The following is a 15,698-nucleotide window of genomic DNA, read 5'->3' as shown; positions in this document are numbered from 1 at the left end:
TGCGCCACAATTTGCCGGGAGAACCTATGAACAATTGCCACGTTTTGTGCTCAGATGATCGACCAAACACCGTGCCATCAGGCAGCCCGCTGCCGTTGTTCTTCCGTGGCATTACCGTTTTACTGAAAGCCCCTCATTGAGGGGCTTTTTTTTGTCCGGAATTTAAGAACATCGGTTTTTGAGCGAATTTCTTTTAAGAACAAAGAAACAGGAGAATGACTATGGCTAACCCGCTATATCAAAAAGACATCATTTCTATCAACGATCTCAGCCGCGAGGAGCTGGAGCTGGTGCTCGACACCGCGGCCAGCCTGAAAGCGGATCCGCAACCGGAATTGTTGAAACACAAAGTGATCGCCAGTTGTTTCTTCGAAGCCTCAACCCGTACGCGCCTGTCGTTTGAGACGTCCATGCATCGTCTCGGGGCTTCCGTCGTCGGTTTCTCTGACAGCAGCAATACGTCGCTCGGCAAAAAAGGCGAGACGCTGGCCGATACCATTTCGGTGATCAGCACTTACGTGGATGCCATCGTGATGCGCCATCCGCAGGAAGGCGCGGCGCGTCTGGCGACAGAATTTTCCGGCGGCATTCCGGTTCTCAACGCCGGTGACGGCGCGAACCAGCACCCGACGCAAACCTTGCTGGATTTGTTCACCATTCAGGAAACGCAGGGACGTCTTGATAACATCAAAATCGCGATGGTCGGCGATCTGAAATATGGCCGTACCGTTCACTCTCTGGCGCAGGCGCTGGCGAAATTTAACGGCAACCGCTTCTACTTTATCGCCCCAGATGCACTCGCCATGCCGGGCTATATTCTGGCGCTGCTGGAAGAGAAAGGCATCGAATATAGCCTGCACAGCAGCATCGATGAAGTCGTGCCGGAAATCGACATTCTGTACATGACCCGCGTACAGAAAGAGCGTCTGGACCCGTCTGAATATGCCAACGTCAAAGCCCAGTTTGTCCTGCGCGCGGCGGATCTGAACGGCGCTCAGCCGCACCTGAAAGTCCTGCACCCGCTGCCACGCATCGACGAAATCACGCCGGATGTCGATAAAACGCCATACGCCTGGTATTTCCAGCAGGCCGGTAACGGGATTTTTGCGCGTCAGGCTTTACTGGCGCTGGTTCTTAACGCAGATATTGCACAGTCAGCTTGAGGAGAAAACGATCATGACTCACGACAATAAACTTCAGGTTGAAGCCATTAAATGCGGCACGGTAATCGACCATATTCCGGCGCAGGTCGGCTTTAAATTGCTGTCGTTATTTAAATTTACGCAGACAGAACAACGCGTTACCGTCGGCCTGAATTTGCCTTCCGGCGAGCTTGGCCGCAAAGATATTATCAAAATTGAAAACACCTTTCTGACCGACGAACAGGTTAATCAGCTGGCGGTCTATGCCCCGCGCGCTACGGTGAACCGCATTGATAATTATGAAGTTGTGAAGAAGCTGATGCCGACGTTGCCGGACCGTATTATCGGGGTTTTACGCTGCCCGAACGGCAACTGCATCAGCCGCTTTGAACCGGTGGATTCCAGCTTTGCGGTGAAACAGCGCGCAGATGGCGTTCACCTGAAATGCAAATACTGTGAGAAAGAGTTCGAACATCAGGTTGTGCTCAACAACGACTGAGCAGGTATACTGACGACCGGATTTTTACCCATAACCCAAAATCAGGAGACATTATGTCCCGCGAAATCAGTACTGAAAACGCACCCGCCGCAATCGGTCCTTATGTTCAGGGCGTGGATCTGGGCAGTATGATCATCACTTCAGGCCAGATCCCTGTTGATCCTAAAACCGGTGCCGTGGCCGACGACATCGCCGCTCAGGCGCGTCAGTCTCTGGAAAACGTCCAGGCTATCGTTGAAGCCGCTGGCCTGAAAGTGTCAGACATCGTGAAAACTACCGTTTTCGTGAAAGATCTGAACGACTTCGCCACCGTTAACGCCACGTACGAAGCTTTCTTCACCGAGCACAAAGCGCCTTTCCCGGCCCGTTCATGCGTTGAAGTTGCCCGCCTGCCTAAAGACGTGAAAATCGAAATCGAAGCCATCGCCGTCCGCCGTTAATCCGCGTCCCCGATGCACCAGACCAGCCTGCGGGCTGGTTTTTTTTGCCCTATTTTCAGGCAAAGAAACCCTTTAACGCTCTATAATTAAGCAGTCCCCCCTTATTTCCCCTGATTTTCAGCCCGTTTTGCACGCTGGCACACTTTATGCCTGATCTTCATTGTTATTGAACGATTCAATTGCGGCCTGTCCAGTTTGTGAGGTGATGATGATCAAGATTGACCTTTCCGATTCACCCTTTTTTGATGAGATGTTAATGGCTGACGGGACGCACCGCAGCCATTATCAGGCCTACTGGCAATGGTTGCAGCAAGCCGATCAACAGGCGGTTCAGCGCAAAAAAGAGGAAGCCGCGCTGTTATTCCATCGGGTGGGAATTACCTTTAACGTTTACGGTGAAGATGATGGCGCAGAACGTTTAATCCCGTTCGACAGCGTTCCGCGGATCATCCCGGCCAGCGAATGGCAAATGCTCGATCGCGGCATTCGTCAGCGCGTTCAGGCGCTGAATGCTTTTCTGCACGACATCTATCACGATCAAAAAATACTGAAAGCAGGGATCGTTCCGGCCGAACAGGTTCTGGCAAACGATCAGTATCAGCCTTGTATGCAGGGCATCGATCTTCACCGGGATACGTACGCGCACATCGCCGGAACCGATATGGTGCGGGGTGGCGACGGCGAATATTACGTGCTTGAAGATAACCTGCGCACACCGTCCGGCGTTTCTTACATGATGGAAAACCGCAAAATGATGATGCGGTTATACCCGGAACTTTTCGCAGAACAGCGCATTGCGCCGGTTTCTCGCTACCCTTCCCATCTGCTGCAAACGCTGCGTGAAAGCACACCGGTTAACGATCCGACCGTCGTGGTTCTGACACCCGGCAGGTTCAACAGCGCGTACTTCGAGCACAGTTTCCTTGCGCAGCAAATGGGCGTGGAACTGGTGGAAAGCGTCGATTTATTCGTGAAGGACGGCGCGGTGTTTATGCGTACAACTGCGGGCCCGTGCAAAATCGATGTGATCTACCGCCGTATCGACGACGCATTCCTCGATCCGCTGGCCTTCCGCGCCGACTCAATGCTCGGCGTGCCCGGCCTGCTGTCGGTTTATCGCGCCGGTGGCGTGGTGCTGGCGAACGCAATTGGCACCGGCGTCGCCGATGACAAATCGATCTACCCGTATGTGCCGGAAATGATCCGCTACTATCTGGCCGAAGATCCGATCCTTAATAACGTCCCGACCTGGCAATGCCGCAAAGAGAGTGACCTGTCTTTCGTGCTGGCGAATCTGGAAAAAATGGTGGTGAAAGAGGTTCATGGTGCAGGCGGTTACGGCATGCTGATTGGCCCGACCGCCAGCAAGGCTGAAATCGAACGCTTCCGCCAGTTGCTGAAAACGCGGCCCGAAAACTATATCGCGCAGGAAACGCTGGCGCTCTCAACCTGCCCGACGTTTGTGGAGAACGGGCTGGCCCCGCGGCATATCGATTTGCGGCCTTTCGCCCTGACCGGCGCTGAAATCCGTCTGGTGCCGGGCGGCTTAACCCGCGTTGCGCTGGCGGAAGGCTCGCTGGTGGTAAATTCATCTCAGGGCGGCGGGACCAAAGATACCTGGGTGCTGGAAGAAGAGTCGGAAGATCCGACGGAGGGTGACGCATGCTAAGCAGAACAGCCAGCGAACTTTACTGGATGGCGCGTTATCTGGAACGCGCCGAGAATATCGCACGCCTGCTGGACGTGACCAATAAGCTGTCGATGATGTCGATCCGTGACGTCAGCGCCCGCGACGAAAATAACGATCTGCTGGTTCCGCTGACCATGACCGGCACCCGCACATTATTCAATGAACACTATCCGCAGGAAACAATGGGCAATCTGCTCAACTTTTTCGCGCTGGACAGTTTCAACCACAGCAGCATTTTCAGCTGTCTGCAAATGGCCTGGAACAATGCGCACGCGGTGCGCGGTAGTCTGTCTTCTGAAGTTTGGGAAAGCATCAATGCCACCTGGATTGAGATGAAACTGATCCGACGTCAGGGCGTCGGATCGGCGGGCGCGGATTCCTTCTTCGACTGGGTTAAGGAGCGCTCACATCTGTTCCGTGGCGCAATGTTTGGCACTTTACTGCGCAGTGATGCCCTGAATTTCATCCGCCTGGGCACCATGCTTGAGCGGGCTGACAGCACCGCAAGGCTGCTGGACGCCAAAAATCAGCTGCTTAACGCCGATGAAGATCCGGTGCGCGAATACTACCGGATGGACACCTTATTGCGCGCCGTCAGTGCCCGCGAAGCATTCCATACGCTCTACAAGCAGCAGCTCAGCCAGAAACGTATTGCCGAACTGCTGGTACTGCGCCGCGAACTGCCGCGATCCCTGTTGTCCTGTGTAGAAATTATCGCCGAACAGCTGGAGGAAATCGGCGGGTCAGCGGGAAATTTGCCGCGTCGCCGCATTCATACCCTGCATGCTCAGCTCCGCTTCACCGAAATGGACGAGATAGTCGAAATGGGCCTCAGCCCGTGGTTAATGCAGTTTCTTGGCCAGACCAACGCCATCGCTGAGAGCATTCATCAAACCTATCTGGAGGCACAATAATGAAACTGAATGTCAGTCATCAGACGCATTACACCTATGCGCAGCAGGTCAAACACAGTACGCAATATCTGCGCCTGACGCCGCAGGATTCCAGCCATCAGAAGATCCTTTCATGGGATCTGACGCTGCCGGAGTACGCCACCCGAACGCTGGACGCATACGGCAACGTATTACACGTGCTGACGCTGGATCAGCCGCATCAGGCAATCACTATCGAAGCCAACGGCGTGGTCGAAATTGAAGACAACACAGAAGATGATAATTGCGGGCATTTATCGCCGCTGGTTTTTTTGCGCACCAGCCCGCTGACACAGGCCGACGGCGCGATCCGCGATTTCGCCAGCCGCTATTATCGCCCGCAGGATCAGCATGAAAGTCTGTGCAATCTGATGGGCGAATTACTGCTGAAAATGCCTTACAGCCCCGGCAGCACCACGGTGAAAGACAGTGCCTCGCAGGCTTTTTCAGCGCAAACCGGCGTATGTCAGGATCATACCCACGTTTTCCTCGCCTGCTGCCGCAGTCTGGGGATCCCGGCGCGTTACGTCAGCGGATATCTATACTCAGAAGATTCGACACATGTTGCCATGCACGCCTGGGCGGAAGCCTGGCTGGATGATCGCTGGCAGAGCTTTGATGTTACCAACAACACCTGCAAACCGAATCAGCATTTGAAACTGGCTATCGGCATAGATTATCTTGATGCGTGCCCGGTCCGCGGTATCCGGTTGGGTGGAGGCAGCGAAGATATGCGCACTGTCGCAGCCGTTGCGATGCTCGACGTGCCACAATAAACCTGACGCCTGAGGAAGATTTTTATGACTTACTGTGTGGCCATGCGCTTGTCCTCTGGCCTGGTGTTTGTTTCAGATTCACGCACCAACGCCGGAGTGGACCATATTTCCACTTTCCGTAAACTGCATGTTTTTCATCAAAGTGATGAGCGCGTGCTGGTTATCCAGAGCGCCGGAAATCTGGCGACCACACAGAGCATTATCAGCCTGCTGCATCGCCGCTGCGTAGACGATGAGCGGGAAAACCTGCTCAACGTGAAATCCATGTATGACGCCGCGAGCCTGCTGGGCGACACGGTTCGCGAAGTCATCGCCCGCGACAGCGGTGCGAACCAGGGCGGAAACACGGATTTCAGCTGCAACTTGCTGCTGGGCGGCCAGATAAAAGGCGAAGGTCTGCGGTTATTCCATGTTTATCCGCAGGGGAATTTCATCGAGGCCACGCACGATACGCCGTATTTCCAGATTGGCGAAAGCAAGTACGGAAAACCGATTATTGATCGCGTGTTGAACTTCGAGACGCCGCTGGATCAGGCAATGCAATGCGCGCTGATTTCGATGGACTCTACGCTGCGCAGCAATCTTTCCGTCGGCCTGCCGCTGGACGTGATGACCTATCCGACCGACAGTTTCAATGCTGCGCAACAGCACCGGATCACCGAAACCCATCCGTATTTTGACATGATCCGCAAAGGCTGGGGCGAAGGCCTGCTGAGTATATTTTCTCAATTGCCGCCGCTGAAATTAGACGAGTAAATTCTCTTCCGGCGGAGTGATCCCTACTCCGTCGCTTTATTTTCATCCATCTTCTGCACAATCTTTTTCTCGACCTCGAACGGATCGATGCCGCGCAGCTGTAACCGGCGGAAGCGGATAATGTTAAAGCCGTTCATGACGAGGAAACTGCCTTCGATAAGCGAACCGCCTATCGAACCAAGCCAGATGTTGTGGAATACCCAGCAGCAGGTTGAGCACCACATGATGCAGCGCGTGGTCAGCCCGCTGGTGCGAAACAGCGCCCAGGTGCTGACGACCGTTGCGCCGACCGGCAATAATTCCACCCAGTGATGTGCGCGGCTCAGGCCGAGAACCAGCGTCAGCACGATGAAAATTACCATGATCCACTGATTGCGCGTACGCAGGGAAATCAGGGTTCGCAGGGAGTTCAGCAAGGCGCTCATGCCTGCCGGTGCGGCTCCCATCATCAGGAAATGCACGCCGATAATGGCGCTGTAAGCGGAAAGCTGCTGTTTAAAGCGACGGTCGCTGCGGTTGAAAAACATCGTGATACCGACCACAAAGGCCAGAACACCGACTGACTGGGCAAACCAGTAATACGTCATTTTTCGGAGATCTCATTCGTAGGATGCGTAGAAAAAGCAAACGGCGCTTCATATTTGAAACGCCGTTTCATTCTAACGAGTATCCGGAAGAGTTACAATGTGACACCGCTTTTAAAGATCGCCAGTTCACGGAAATCGTTAATTTCGTTTTTGGCTTTACGGCCATCCGCGATCGCAACGATCAGATCCACAAACTCACCCAGCAGCTGATCCATGCTGACATCGTGGATCAGGCGACCTGCATCGAAGTCGATCCAGTGTGGCTTTTTCATCGCCAGTTCGCTGTTGGTCGCCAGTTTTACCGTCGGAACAAAACCGCCGTAAGGCGTGCCGCGACCGGTACTGAACAGCACCATATGACAACCGGCACCGGCCAGCGCGCTGGTTGCCACGGCGTCGTTACCCGGCGCACTCAGCAAGTTCAGGCCCGGCGTCGTCAGACGTTCGCCGTATTTCAGCACATCCATCACCGGGCTTTGCCCTGCTTTCTGCGTACAGCCCAGCGATTTTTCTTCCAGCGTGGTGATACCGCCCGCTTTGTTGCCCGGGGATGGGTTCTCGTAAATTGGCTGATTATGTTCGATGAAGTACTGTTTGAAATCATTCACCATGTGAACGGTTTTCTCAAACGTGCCTTCATCGCGGCAGCGGCTCATCAGAATACGTTCGGCACCAAACATTTCAGGCACTTCGGTCAGCACCGAAGTGCCACCATTGGCGATCACATAGTCGGAAAAACGCCCGAGCAGCGGATTCGCGGTGATACCGGACAAGCCATCAGAACCGCCACATTCCAGACCGAACTTCAGCTCGCTGAGTTTACCGGGAACGCGTTTATCGTCACGCATTACGGCATACAGTTCGCGCAGACGTTCCAGACCCGCTTCCACTTCGTCGTCGAATTTTTGCAACGTCATAAAGCGCACGCGATCTTCGTCAACCTCACCCAGCGTTTCACGGAAGACGTCTACCTGATTGTTTTCACAACCCAGACCAATCACCAGCACCGCGCCCGCATTCGGATGGCGCACCATATTTTGCAGCATGGTGCGGGTGTTCACGTGGTCATCGCCCAGTTGCGAACAGCCAAACGGATGGGTGAACAGGAAAACGCCGTCGGTGCCTTCTGCGTCATTGGTTTCTTTCAGAAAACGTGACTGGATCTGGCGCGCAATCCCGTTCACGCAGCCGACTGTTGGGATCAGCCAAATCTCGTTCCGGATCCCAACCTGACCGTTTTTACGACGGTAGATCTGCACTTCGCGATCCGCCATCTGTTCAGGCACGGTGGCGAAATCCGGCTGATACTGGTATTCGTCCAGATCGCTGAGATTGGTTTTAGCGTTTTGTGAATGGATATGCACGCCCGGTTCGATCGCCGCCAGCGCATGACCAATCGGCAGGCCATATTTCACAATATTTTCCCCGGCCGCTATCGGGCGCAGAGCAAATTTGTGACCACGGACCACAGACTGAGCCAGAACAACACGATACCCGCCCGCTTCAACCTGCTCGCCCGCCCCGATATCGCGTAAAGCCACAGCGACGTTATCAGCGGTATGAATTTGAATGATACTTTGCATAGTTGCTCTCTTAGCTATAAGCCGCCAACGCATCACGCATGCCGCGATCTTCAATCGCCTGCAATTGCTCGGTCACTTTCGCCGTCAGACCCGGCACGGTATTCAGGTCACGTCCCCAGTGTTCTTCATCCGCCAGCACGGTTTCGACCAGCCCGATTAACGGCAGGCTGCCGTTACGCACATCGCTCCACAGTCCGGAGAAACGGCTCAGCCAGTGGGCATCGTCCTGCAGAGGATAAATTTCACCGTTACGTTCCCCGCGGTAAAACGCCAGCAACGCTGCCAGGGCAAAGGTCAGGCGCGGAGGCAGAAGCTGATTCTTTGCTTGGCTCGCCAGCAGCTGCGGCAGAATGCGGGTGCGGTATTTGGTCATGCCATTCAGGGCAATCGACAGCAACTGATGCTGAATGAACGGATTACGGAAACGGCTGAGCACCGCCTGCGCGAAGGACGTCAGTTCATCCTGTGGCAAATCCAGCACCGGCGAGATTTCTTCGGCGATGGCCAGTTCAACAAAGCGGCTGATTTGCGGATCATTCATTGATTCGCCCACGGTGTTCAGACCTGCCAGGAAGGCCACCGGCACCAGCGCCGTGTGCGCGCCATTGAGGATCGCCACTTTGCGTTCTTTATACGGTTTGATGTCGTCAACCAGACGGATATTCAGCGGCAGTTTGTCCAGACGCAGTTCCTGCGCCAGGCTTTTTGGCCCCTGGATCACGAACAGATAGAAGTGTTCGGCGCTGTCGAAGAAGCTGTCCTGATAACCGAGTTCTTCCTGCAGGCTGTCGATTTCGCTGCGCGGGTAGCCCGTCACAATGCGGTCAACCAGCGTCGAGCAGAAGGTGTTACTGTTTTCCAGCCACTGTGTGAACGCCGCCGGCAATGCCCATTGCTGTGCGTAGCGCAACACCAGTTCCTGTAAGGCTTCGCCGTTATAATCAATCAGTTCACACGGCAGTAAAACCCAGCCTTTATCAGCGGCACCGGAGAAGTGAGTGAAGCGTTCGAACAACAGACGGGTCAGTTTGGCCGGGAAGCTGGCCGGAGGCGCGTCGTTCAGGCTGTCGCTTTCGACATAACTGATACCCGCTTCGGTGGTGTTCGAAAACACAAAGCGGATATTCGGATCGCGGGCCAGTGCCAGATATTCGTCAAACTGATGGTAAATATTGATTTCGCGGTTTACGGAACGAATGATGCGCGTGTCGCGCACGGTTTCGCCCTGCTCATTCAGACCGCTGATGATCGTGGTGTACAGACCGTCCTGCGTGCTCAGTGAAGGTGGGAAATCGGTGTCAATCGGGCGAACGACCACGATCCCGGCATCCAGATCGGTATGTTCATTGAGCAAATCTATTTGCCAGTCGACAAACGCCCGCAAAAAGTTGCCTTCACCGAACTGGATAATTTTGTCTGGATGTTGACGGCCTGGGAAGTCACGGCGATTTAACCTTTGCATCTCACATTCACCTTAATTTGGTCAGACGCCGGTCTTTGAGGACATCACTTTGTCCCGTGGCCGTCGTTCTTTATTGGGATAATAGTTTGTTATTTCTGTGTTTTATCAGGAGCGCAGGAATCTGCGCTCCGTCGTGCTTTTAGTTCAGTTCAATCTGGAAATACTGTTTGGCGTTATCGAAGCAGATGTTTTTCACCATATTGCCCAGCAGTTCAATATCTGCCGGCGCTTCGCCGTCTTCTACCCAGCGGCCAATCATCTGGCACAGAATGCGACGGAAATATTCATGACGGGTATAAGACAGGAAGCTGCGACTGTCGGTCAGCATCCCCACGAAGCGGCTCAGCAAGCCCAGATTGGCGAGCTGCGTCATCTGACGTTGCATGCCATCTTTCTGGTCGTTGAACCACCAGCCGGAGCCGAACTGCATTTTGCCCGGCATCCCTTCACCCTGGAAGTTACCGACCATGGTGCCGATCACTTCGTTATCACGCGGGTTCAGGCAGTACAGAATGGTTTTCGGCAGGCCACCGGCCAGACCTTGCGCGCCCAGCAGTTTGGACAGCGGTTCTGCCAGCGGCTGATCATTGATGGAGTCGAAACCGACATCCGCGCCGATCAGCTGGAACATACGTGTGTTGTTATTGCGCAGCGCGCCAATGTGGTACTGCTGCACCCATTCACGGCGCTGATATTCAGAAGCCAGATAAAGCAACACGCCGGTTTTGAACTGGGCGATTTCTTCTGTGGTTGGCGTTTCGCCGTTCAGGCGGCGGGCCAGAATGCCGTCCAGCGTGGCGTCATCCGCTTCGCCGTACACCACAACATCCAGCGCGTGGTCGGAAACTTTGCAACCGTGCGCCGCGAAGTGATCCATACGTTTTTTCAGCGCATCACGCAGATCGCTGAAGCGGGTGATGGAAACATCAGCCGCAGCTTCCAGTTTCTTCACGTAATCCGCAAACGTGGCGGCTTCAATGTTGAAAGCTTTGTCCGGGCGCCAGCTTGGCAGCACTTTGATATCAAAGCGGGTGTCCTGAGCGACAGCTTTATGATGCTCCAGAGAATCGATCGGATCATCGGTTGTGCCGACCATTTTCACGTTCATCTGTTTCATGATGCCGCGGGCAGAGAAGTTGTCCTGCGCCAGTAATTCATTACCGCGTTCCCAGATTTCGCCTGCGGTGGACGGGGAAAGCAGTTTGCCGGTAATGCCAAACGGCCGACGCAGCTCAAGGTGCGTCCAGTGATAAAGCGGGTTACCGATGGTGTGAGGAACCGTAGCGGCCCACGCGTCAAATTTCTCGCGGTCAGTGGCGTCGCCAGTACACATACGTTCAGGAACACCGTTGGTGCGCATCGCACGCCATTTGTAGTGATCGCCTTTCAGCCAAATGTCATACAAGTTTTTGAATTTGTAGTCCTGAGCAATCAGCTCAGGCGGCAAATGGCAGTGGTAGTCGAAAATTGGCTCATCTTTCGCGTAGTCGTGATACAGGCGACGTGCGAATTCAGTGTCGAGAAGGAAGTCTTCTGTTAAAAACTGCGCCATCTTAGGTTCCTCATCATGAAATCTGTAGAGTTGTCTCTCAATGGTGCGAAGTTATCACACCAATTTAGGTTGTCGTCCAGCTCTTTTTAGGGGTATGTGCCGGTAATAGCAGGCAATTCAGGACCCAGTAAACTCACTAACTCTCTGTAAAATAATAACGTTGAAGCCTTACTGCACGGGTGCTTATTATCCTCACAATCAGAGTGTCATTTTGTGATGTCACTCAAACTTTAAATCTGTATGACAGGTTATTTCGTACCAAATGTGACAACACCAATTTCACCTTTTCCACGTGATGCCGCCGTTTGATCAGCCTCTCCCGCCTCGCACCTGCGCCATTTCCCCGGGTTCTTCTGATTAACAGCACAATAAAACGCACGATCTGTACTCAAAACGCCGCCGCGTTAAGCGTACGGACGAAATGTGATCAACCCGTAAAGTTGTTACACCAATTTCGTTTCAGTGATCCGGTCTCTGATGTTAATCCTTCACATAAAAGTGTGAACAGGATCAACTAAAAATCAATTTTATCAGTAAATTCAATTAAATACGTGTGTAGTTAAAAAAGTTAAGTAACCACACAATTTAAATGTGGTTTTGTGATGTCATTCAAATTTTAAATCTGTATGACAAGTTATCTTTGCTTCGCCCGGACAAGAGCGTCAGAGATTACCTGCCACGTCCTTTCGCTGTTGCCCGGGCAAAACACTTCCCAGGCGCAGTCAGCCTCATGGCGAAGCAACAATTCTGGTGTTCAGGACGCTCATCGGATCTTACGCACAGATAACAATAAACCAGTGCGTAAACATCGGGCCGCTCCCAGTGAAATCATCTGGCGGCGATATCCCCGGAAAACACTTTAAGGAAGCCAGAAGCCCATGCTCAGGCAGCGTGGTGCGAAATACGCCATGACAGCGTGCGTTGTCATTGCCGGATTATTTACTGGGAGAGAGTTAAATGGGTAAGATTAAAGGGTTACGCTGGTACATGATCGCACTGGTGACATGCGGCACTGTATTAGGCTATTTAACACGTAACGCCATTGCCGCCGCAGCACCGACGCTGATGACTCAGCTCAACATCACCACTCAGCAATATTCTTATATTATCGCGGCTTATTCCGCCTGCTATACCCTGATGCAGCCGGTTGCCGGTTATGTTCTTGACGTCATGGGCACGAAAGTCGGTTACGCCATGTTCGCCATTATGTGGGCCATCTTCTGTATGGCGACCGCGCTGGCCAGCAGCTGGGGCGGCCTGGCGATCGCCCGTGGTGCTGTCGGTATGGCTGAAGCCGCGATGATCCCTGCCGGCCTTAAAGCCAGCAGCGAATGGTTCCCGGCCAAAGAGCGTTCTATCGCCGTGGGCTACTTTAACGTCGGTTCTTCAATCGGCGGGATGATTGCGCCACCGCTGGTTGTCTGGTGCATCCTGATGCACAGCTGGCAGCTCGCCTTCATCATCACCGGTGCATTGAGCCTGATCTGGGCACTGAGCTGGCTGGTGTTCTACAAGCACCCGAAAGATCAGAAAAAACTGAGTAACGAAGAACGCGATTACATTCTCGATGGTCAGGAAGCACAGCACCAGACCACCAACGGCAAGAAAATGTCTGCCTGGCAGATCCTGCGTAACCGCCAGTTCTGGGGCATCGCGCTGCCACGCTTCCTGGCTGAACCTGCCTGGGGCACATTCAACGCCTGGATCCCGCTGTTCATGTTCAAAGTGTATGGCTTTAACCTGAAAGAAATCGCGATGTTTGCGTGGATGCCGATGCTGTTCGCTGACCTCGGTTGTATCCTTGGCGGCTACCTGCCTCCGCTGTTCCAGAAGTATTTCAAAGTGAACCTGATTGTCTCCCGTAAACTGGTGGTTACCATGGGTGCGGTCCTGATGATCGGCCCTGGCATGATTGGCCTGTTCACCAGCCCGTACGCGGCAATCGCTTTACTGTGCATCGGTGGTTTTGCTCACCAGTCACTGTCCGGCGCGTTGATTACTCTGTCTTCTGACGTGTTTGGCCGTAACGAAGTGGCGACAGCCAACGGTCTGACCGGAATGGCGGCGTGGATGGCAAGTACCATGTTTGCTCTGGTCGTCGGTGCGCTGGCCGATACCATCGGTTTCAGCCCGCTGTTTGCCGCTCTTGCTGTCTTCGACCTGCTTGGTGCAATCATCATCTGGACCGTACTGCAGAACCGTTCCGCAGTAGAAGCAGCCCCGGCTCCGCTGAAAACCGCGAAAGCCTGATCCGCCAATCACAAACCCGGTAAAATTCTTTGCCGGGTTTGTCTCTTTCTGACATTTCTCCAGTGCCTTTGTGGCCGATGCACGGTGCATCAACCTTTCGTAAATCGTATACTGGTAGTTGTATAATAGGTTTGCAGGTCTGTCCGACACTCGCATCTTGCAGGTTTCACTACTTTTAAAGAGCACTCATATGGAATCCACAGACACCAGACGCCTTTACCAACAACTGGCTGCCACGCTCAAGGAACGAATCGAAACAGGTGTGTATCCGGTTGGCGAGAAGTTACCTGCTGAACGTCTCATTTCCGATGAGATGGACGTCAGCCGCACCGTGGTGCGCGAAGCGATCATCATGCTGGAAGTTGAAGGTTATGTGGAAGTCCGTAAAGGCTCGGGCATTCATGTGATGTCAAATCAGCAGCGCCATCTGGTGGTACCTGATAATGGCATCGAGTTTGGCACCGCCGGCCCGTTCGAGCTGCTTCAGGCACGTCAGCTGATTGAAAGCAATATCGCGGAGTTCGCCGCCACGCAGGTGACCAAACAGGACATCATGCGCCTGATGGAAATTCAGGAGCACGCGCGCCAGGAAGATCGTTTCCGTGATTCCGAATGGGACTTGAAATTCCACGTGCAGGTAGCGCAAGCCACGCAGAATAATGCGCTTTCAACTATCGTTGAAAAAATGTGGAGCCAGCGGTTGCATAACCCTTACTGGCGTAAGCTGCACGAGCACATTGATGAGAAATCGATTGAGAGCTGGTGCGAAGATCACGACCTGATCCTTAAAGCACTGATTCGCCGTGATCCGCATGCCTCGAAACTTGCCATGTGGCAGCATCTGGAAAATACCAAACAAATGCTTTTCCGCGCCACAAGCGATGATTTTGAATTTAACGTAGACCGTTATCTCTATTCAGAAAATCCGGTTGTTCATCTCGATCCACCGCTGCTTAATACCAAATAAATTCCCCTTAAGGCCGGAAATTCTCTCCAACCGGCCTTTTCTCCCCATCTGCGTGATTTCGCATTATCCTGTCAGACACTGTCGAGTAGTGTCAGCCAATGTAAAACCCCTTTCCATTACGTGCGCCGGACTTAAATGATCGGTCTCAACGCGCTATATTTACCTGTCTGAGTTATTGTTATTTTGTTACAGTTAGACCCGTTTTTTTACGCGTTTACGAGGCATGAAACAGCGCTTTAAACGTGTAAATCCCCGATGAATTCAAAACCAGATAGCCCGCCAGGGAAATGGCGACCTTATCAGCTTACAGGCCGCGTCGAGACATATTCTCCGCTGATGTCAATGCTGACCCACTGAAAATGATGGAGTTTTACACGACAGATGGAAATTATCAGCTCGCTTATCGATGCCCTCTGGCAACAAGATTATGTCACCCTCGCCAACCCTTCTCTGGTCTGGGCGCTGTACCTGATTTTATTCATGATCATCTTTCTGGAAAACGGTTTACTGCCTGCGGCTTTTTTACCTGGCGACAGCCTGCTGATCCTCGTGGGAGTACTGATTGCCAAAGGTGCCATGAATTTCCCGCTGACGATTTTCCTGCTGACGACTGCCGCCAGCCTTGGCTGCTGGCTCAGTTATGCGCAGGGGAAATGGCTGGGGAATAACCGGATAGTACAAAGCTGGCTGGCCCATTTGCCGGTGCAATATCACGAACGTGCACACGCCTTGTTCCATAAACACGGGCTTTCCGCGCTGCTGGTTGGCCGTTTTCTGGCCTTTGTCCGCACTCTGCTGCCAACAATTGCCGGTTTATCGGGCCTGAGCAACAGCCGTTTCCAGTTTTTCAACTGGGTGAGCGGTCTGCTCTGGATCCTGATCCTGACCTCGTTAGGGTATTTCCTGGGCAAAACGCCGCTGTTCCTAAAATACGAAGATCTGGTGATGAATTGCCTGATGCTGCTGCCGGTGCTTTTGCTGATTGGCGGGCTAATCGGTTCCATTGTCGTTTTGTGGCGTAAAAAGCACGCTGACCGCCAGAACAAAGGCAAAAGCGCATAA

14 protein-coding genes are annotated in these 15,698 nt (G+C 53.2%); 10 read left to right on the top strand and 4 right to left on the bottom strand.

Annotation, left to right across the window (positions count from 1 at the left end; translation table 11 throughout):
- The first annotated feature begins 221 nt into the window (after positions 1-221).
- The 7 genes from pyrB to M2403_RS19055 all read left to right on the top strand — a co-directional run bounded on the left by pyrB (position 222) and on the right by M2403_RS19055 (position 6,235).
- Positions 222-1,163, top strand: coding sequence for an aspartate carbamoyltransferase (pyrB, locus tag M2403_RS19085; protein WP_217154256.1), 942 nt, complete (start codon positions 222-224; stop codon positions 1,161-1,163).
- Positions 1,164-1,176: 13 nt separating this feature from the next.
- A complete protein-coding gene (pyrI, locus tag M2403_RS19080; RefSeq protein WP_101075010.1) occupies positions 1,177-1,641 on the top strand; it encodes an aspartate carbamoyltransferase regulatory subunit in 465 nt (154 codons plus the stop codon).
- Positions 1,642-1,694: 53 nt separating this feature from the next.
- Entirely contained in the window at positions 1,695-2,081 is a 387-nt protein-coding gene (gene ridA, locus M2403_RS19075) for a 2-iminobutanoate/2-iminopropanoate deaminase (RefSeq protein WP_101075009.1), read from the top strand.
- 208 nt (positions 2,082-2,289) lie between these two features.
- Positions 2,290-3,750 carry a circularly permuted type 2 ATP-grasp protein gene (locus M2403_RS19070; protein ID WP_152327295.1) on the top strand — a complete coding sequence of 487 codons (1,461 nt, stop codon included), beginning with the start codon at positions 2,290-2,292 and terminating at the stop codon, positions 3,748-3,750.
- Entirely contained in the window at positions 3,744-4,685 is a 942-nt protein-coding gene (locus tag M2403_RS19065) for an alpha-E domain-containing protein (protein ID WP_152327296.1), read from the top strand. Before M2403_RS19070 ends, M2403_RS19065 begins: the two co-directional genes overlap by 7 nt.
- Positions 4,685-5,479 carry a transglutaminase family protein gene (locus M2403_RS19060; protein WP_165061380.1) on the top strand — a complete coding sequence of 265 codons (795 nt, stop codon included), beginning with the start codon at positions 4,685-4,687 and terminating at the stop codon, positions 5,477-5,479. The genes M2403_RS19065 and M2403_RS19060 overlap by 1 nt, the downstream gene beginning before the upstream one ends.
- A 24-nt stretch (positions 5,480-5,503) precedes the next feature.
- A complete protein-coding gene (locus M2403_RS19055; protein WP_259230510.1) occupies positions 5,504-6,235 on the top strand; it encodes a proteasome-type protease in 732 nt (243 codons plus the stop codon).
- Positions 6,236-6,258: 23 nt separating this feature from the next.
- Here the strand turns inward: M2403_RS19055 and M2403_RS19050 are convergent, their stop codons facing one another.
- The 4 genes from M2403_RS19050 to uxaC all read right to left on the bottom strand — a co-directional run bounded on the left by M2403_RS19050 (position 6,259) and on the right by uxaC (position 11,419).
- A complete protein-coding gene (locus M2403_RS19050; protein WP_152327299.1) occupies positions 6,259-6,822 on the bottom strand; it encodes a YgjV family protein in 564 nt (187 codons plus the stop codon).
- A 92-nt stretch (positions 6,823-6,914) separates the two neighbouring features.
- Positions 6,915-8,405 carry a UxaA family hydrolase gene (locus M2403_RS19045; RefSeq protein ID WP_259230509.1) on the bottom strand — a complete coding sequence of 497 codons (1,491 nt, stop codon included), beginning with the start codon at positions 8,403-8,405 and terminating at the stop codon, positions 6,915-6,917.
- Between the two features lie 10 nt (positions 8,406-8,415).
- A complete protein-coding gene (locus M2403_RS19040) occupies positions 8,416-9,867 on the bottom strand; it encodes a tagaturonate reductase (RefSeq protein ID WP_208951018.1) in 1,452 nt (483 codons plus the stop codon).
- A 139-nt stretch (positions 9,868-10,006) separates the two neighbouring features.
- Positions 10,007-11,419, bottom strand: a complete 1,413-nt coding sequence (uxaC, locus tag M2403_RS19035) for a glucuronate isomerase (protein WP_152327302.1) — start codon at positions 11,417-11,419, stop codon at positions 10,007-10,009.
- A gap of 957 nt (positions 11,420-12,376) precedes the next feature.
- On the opposite strand from uxaC, the gene M2403_RS19030 reads away from it, so the two are divergent.
- The 3 genes from M2403_RS19030 (at position 12,377) to M2403_RS19020 (ending at position 15,698) form a co-directional block, all read left to right on the top strand.
- Positions 12,377-13,669 (top strand): MFS transporter, encoded by a 1,293-nt coding sequence (locus tag M2403_RS19030; RefSeq protein WP_152327303.1) that lies wholly within the window; start codon positions 12,377-12,379, stop codon positions 13,667-13,669.
- A 190-nt stretch (positions 13,670-13,859) separates the two neighbouring features.
- Complete coding sequence (gene exuR, locus M2403_RS19025; RefSeq protein ID WP_152327304.1) at positions 13,860-14,636, top strand: transcriptional regulator ExuR; 777 nt, start codon at positions 13,860-13,862, stop codon at positions 14,634-14,636.
- Between the two features lie 381 nt (positions 14,637-15,017).
- The gene (locus tag M2403_RS19020; RefSeq protein ID WP_152327305.1) at positions 15,018-15,698 is read left to right on the top strand and encodes a DedA family protein; all 681 of its coding nucleotides are present in this window, start codon (positions 15,018-15,020) and stop codon (positions 15,696-15,698) included.

Source organism: Rahnella sp. BIGb0603, assembly GCF_024808755.1.
Classification (GTDB): Bacteria; Pseudomonadota; Gammaproteobacteria; order Enterobacterales; family Enterobacteriaceae; genus Rahnella; species Rahnella contaminans.
This window is presented reverse-complemented; position numbering and strand designations above follow the sequence as displayed.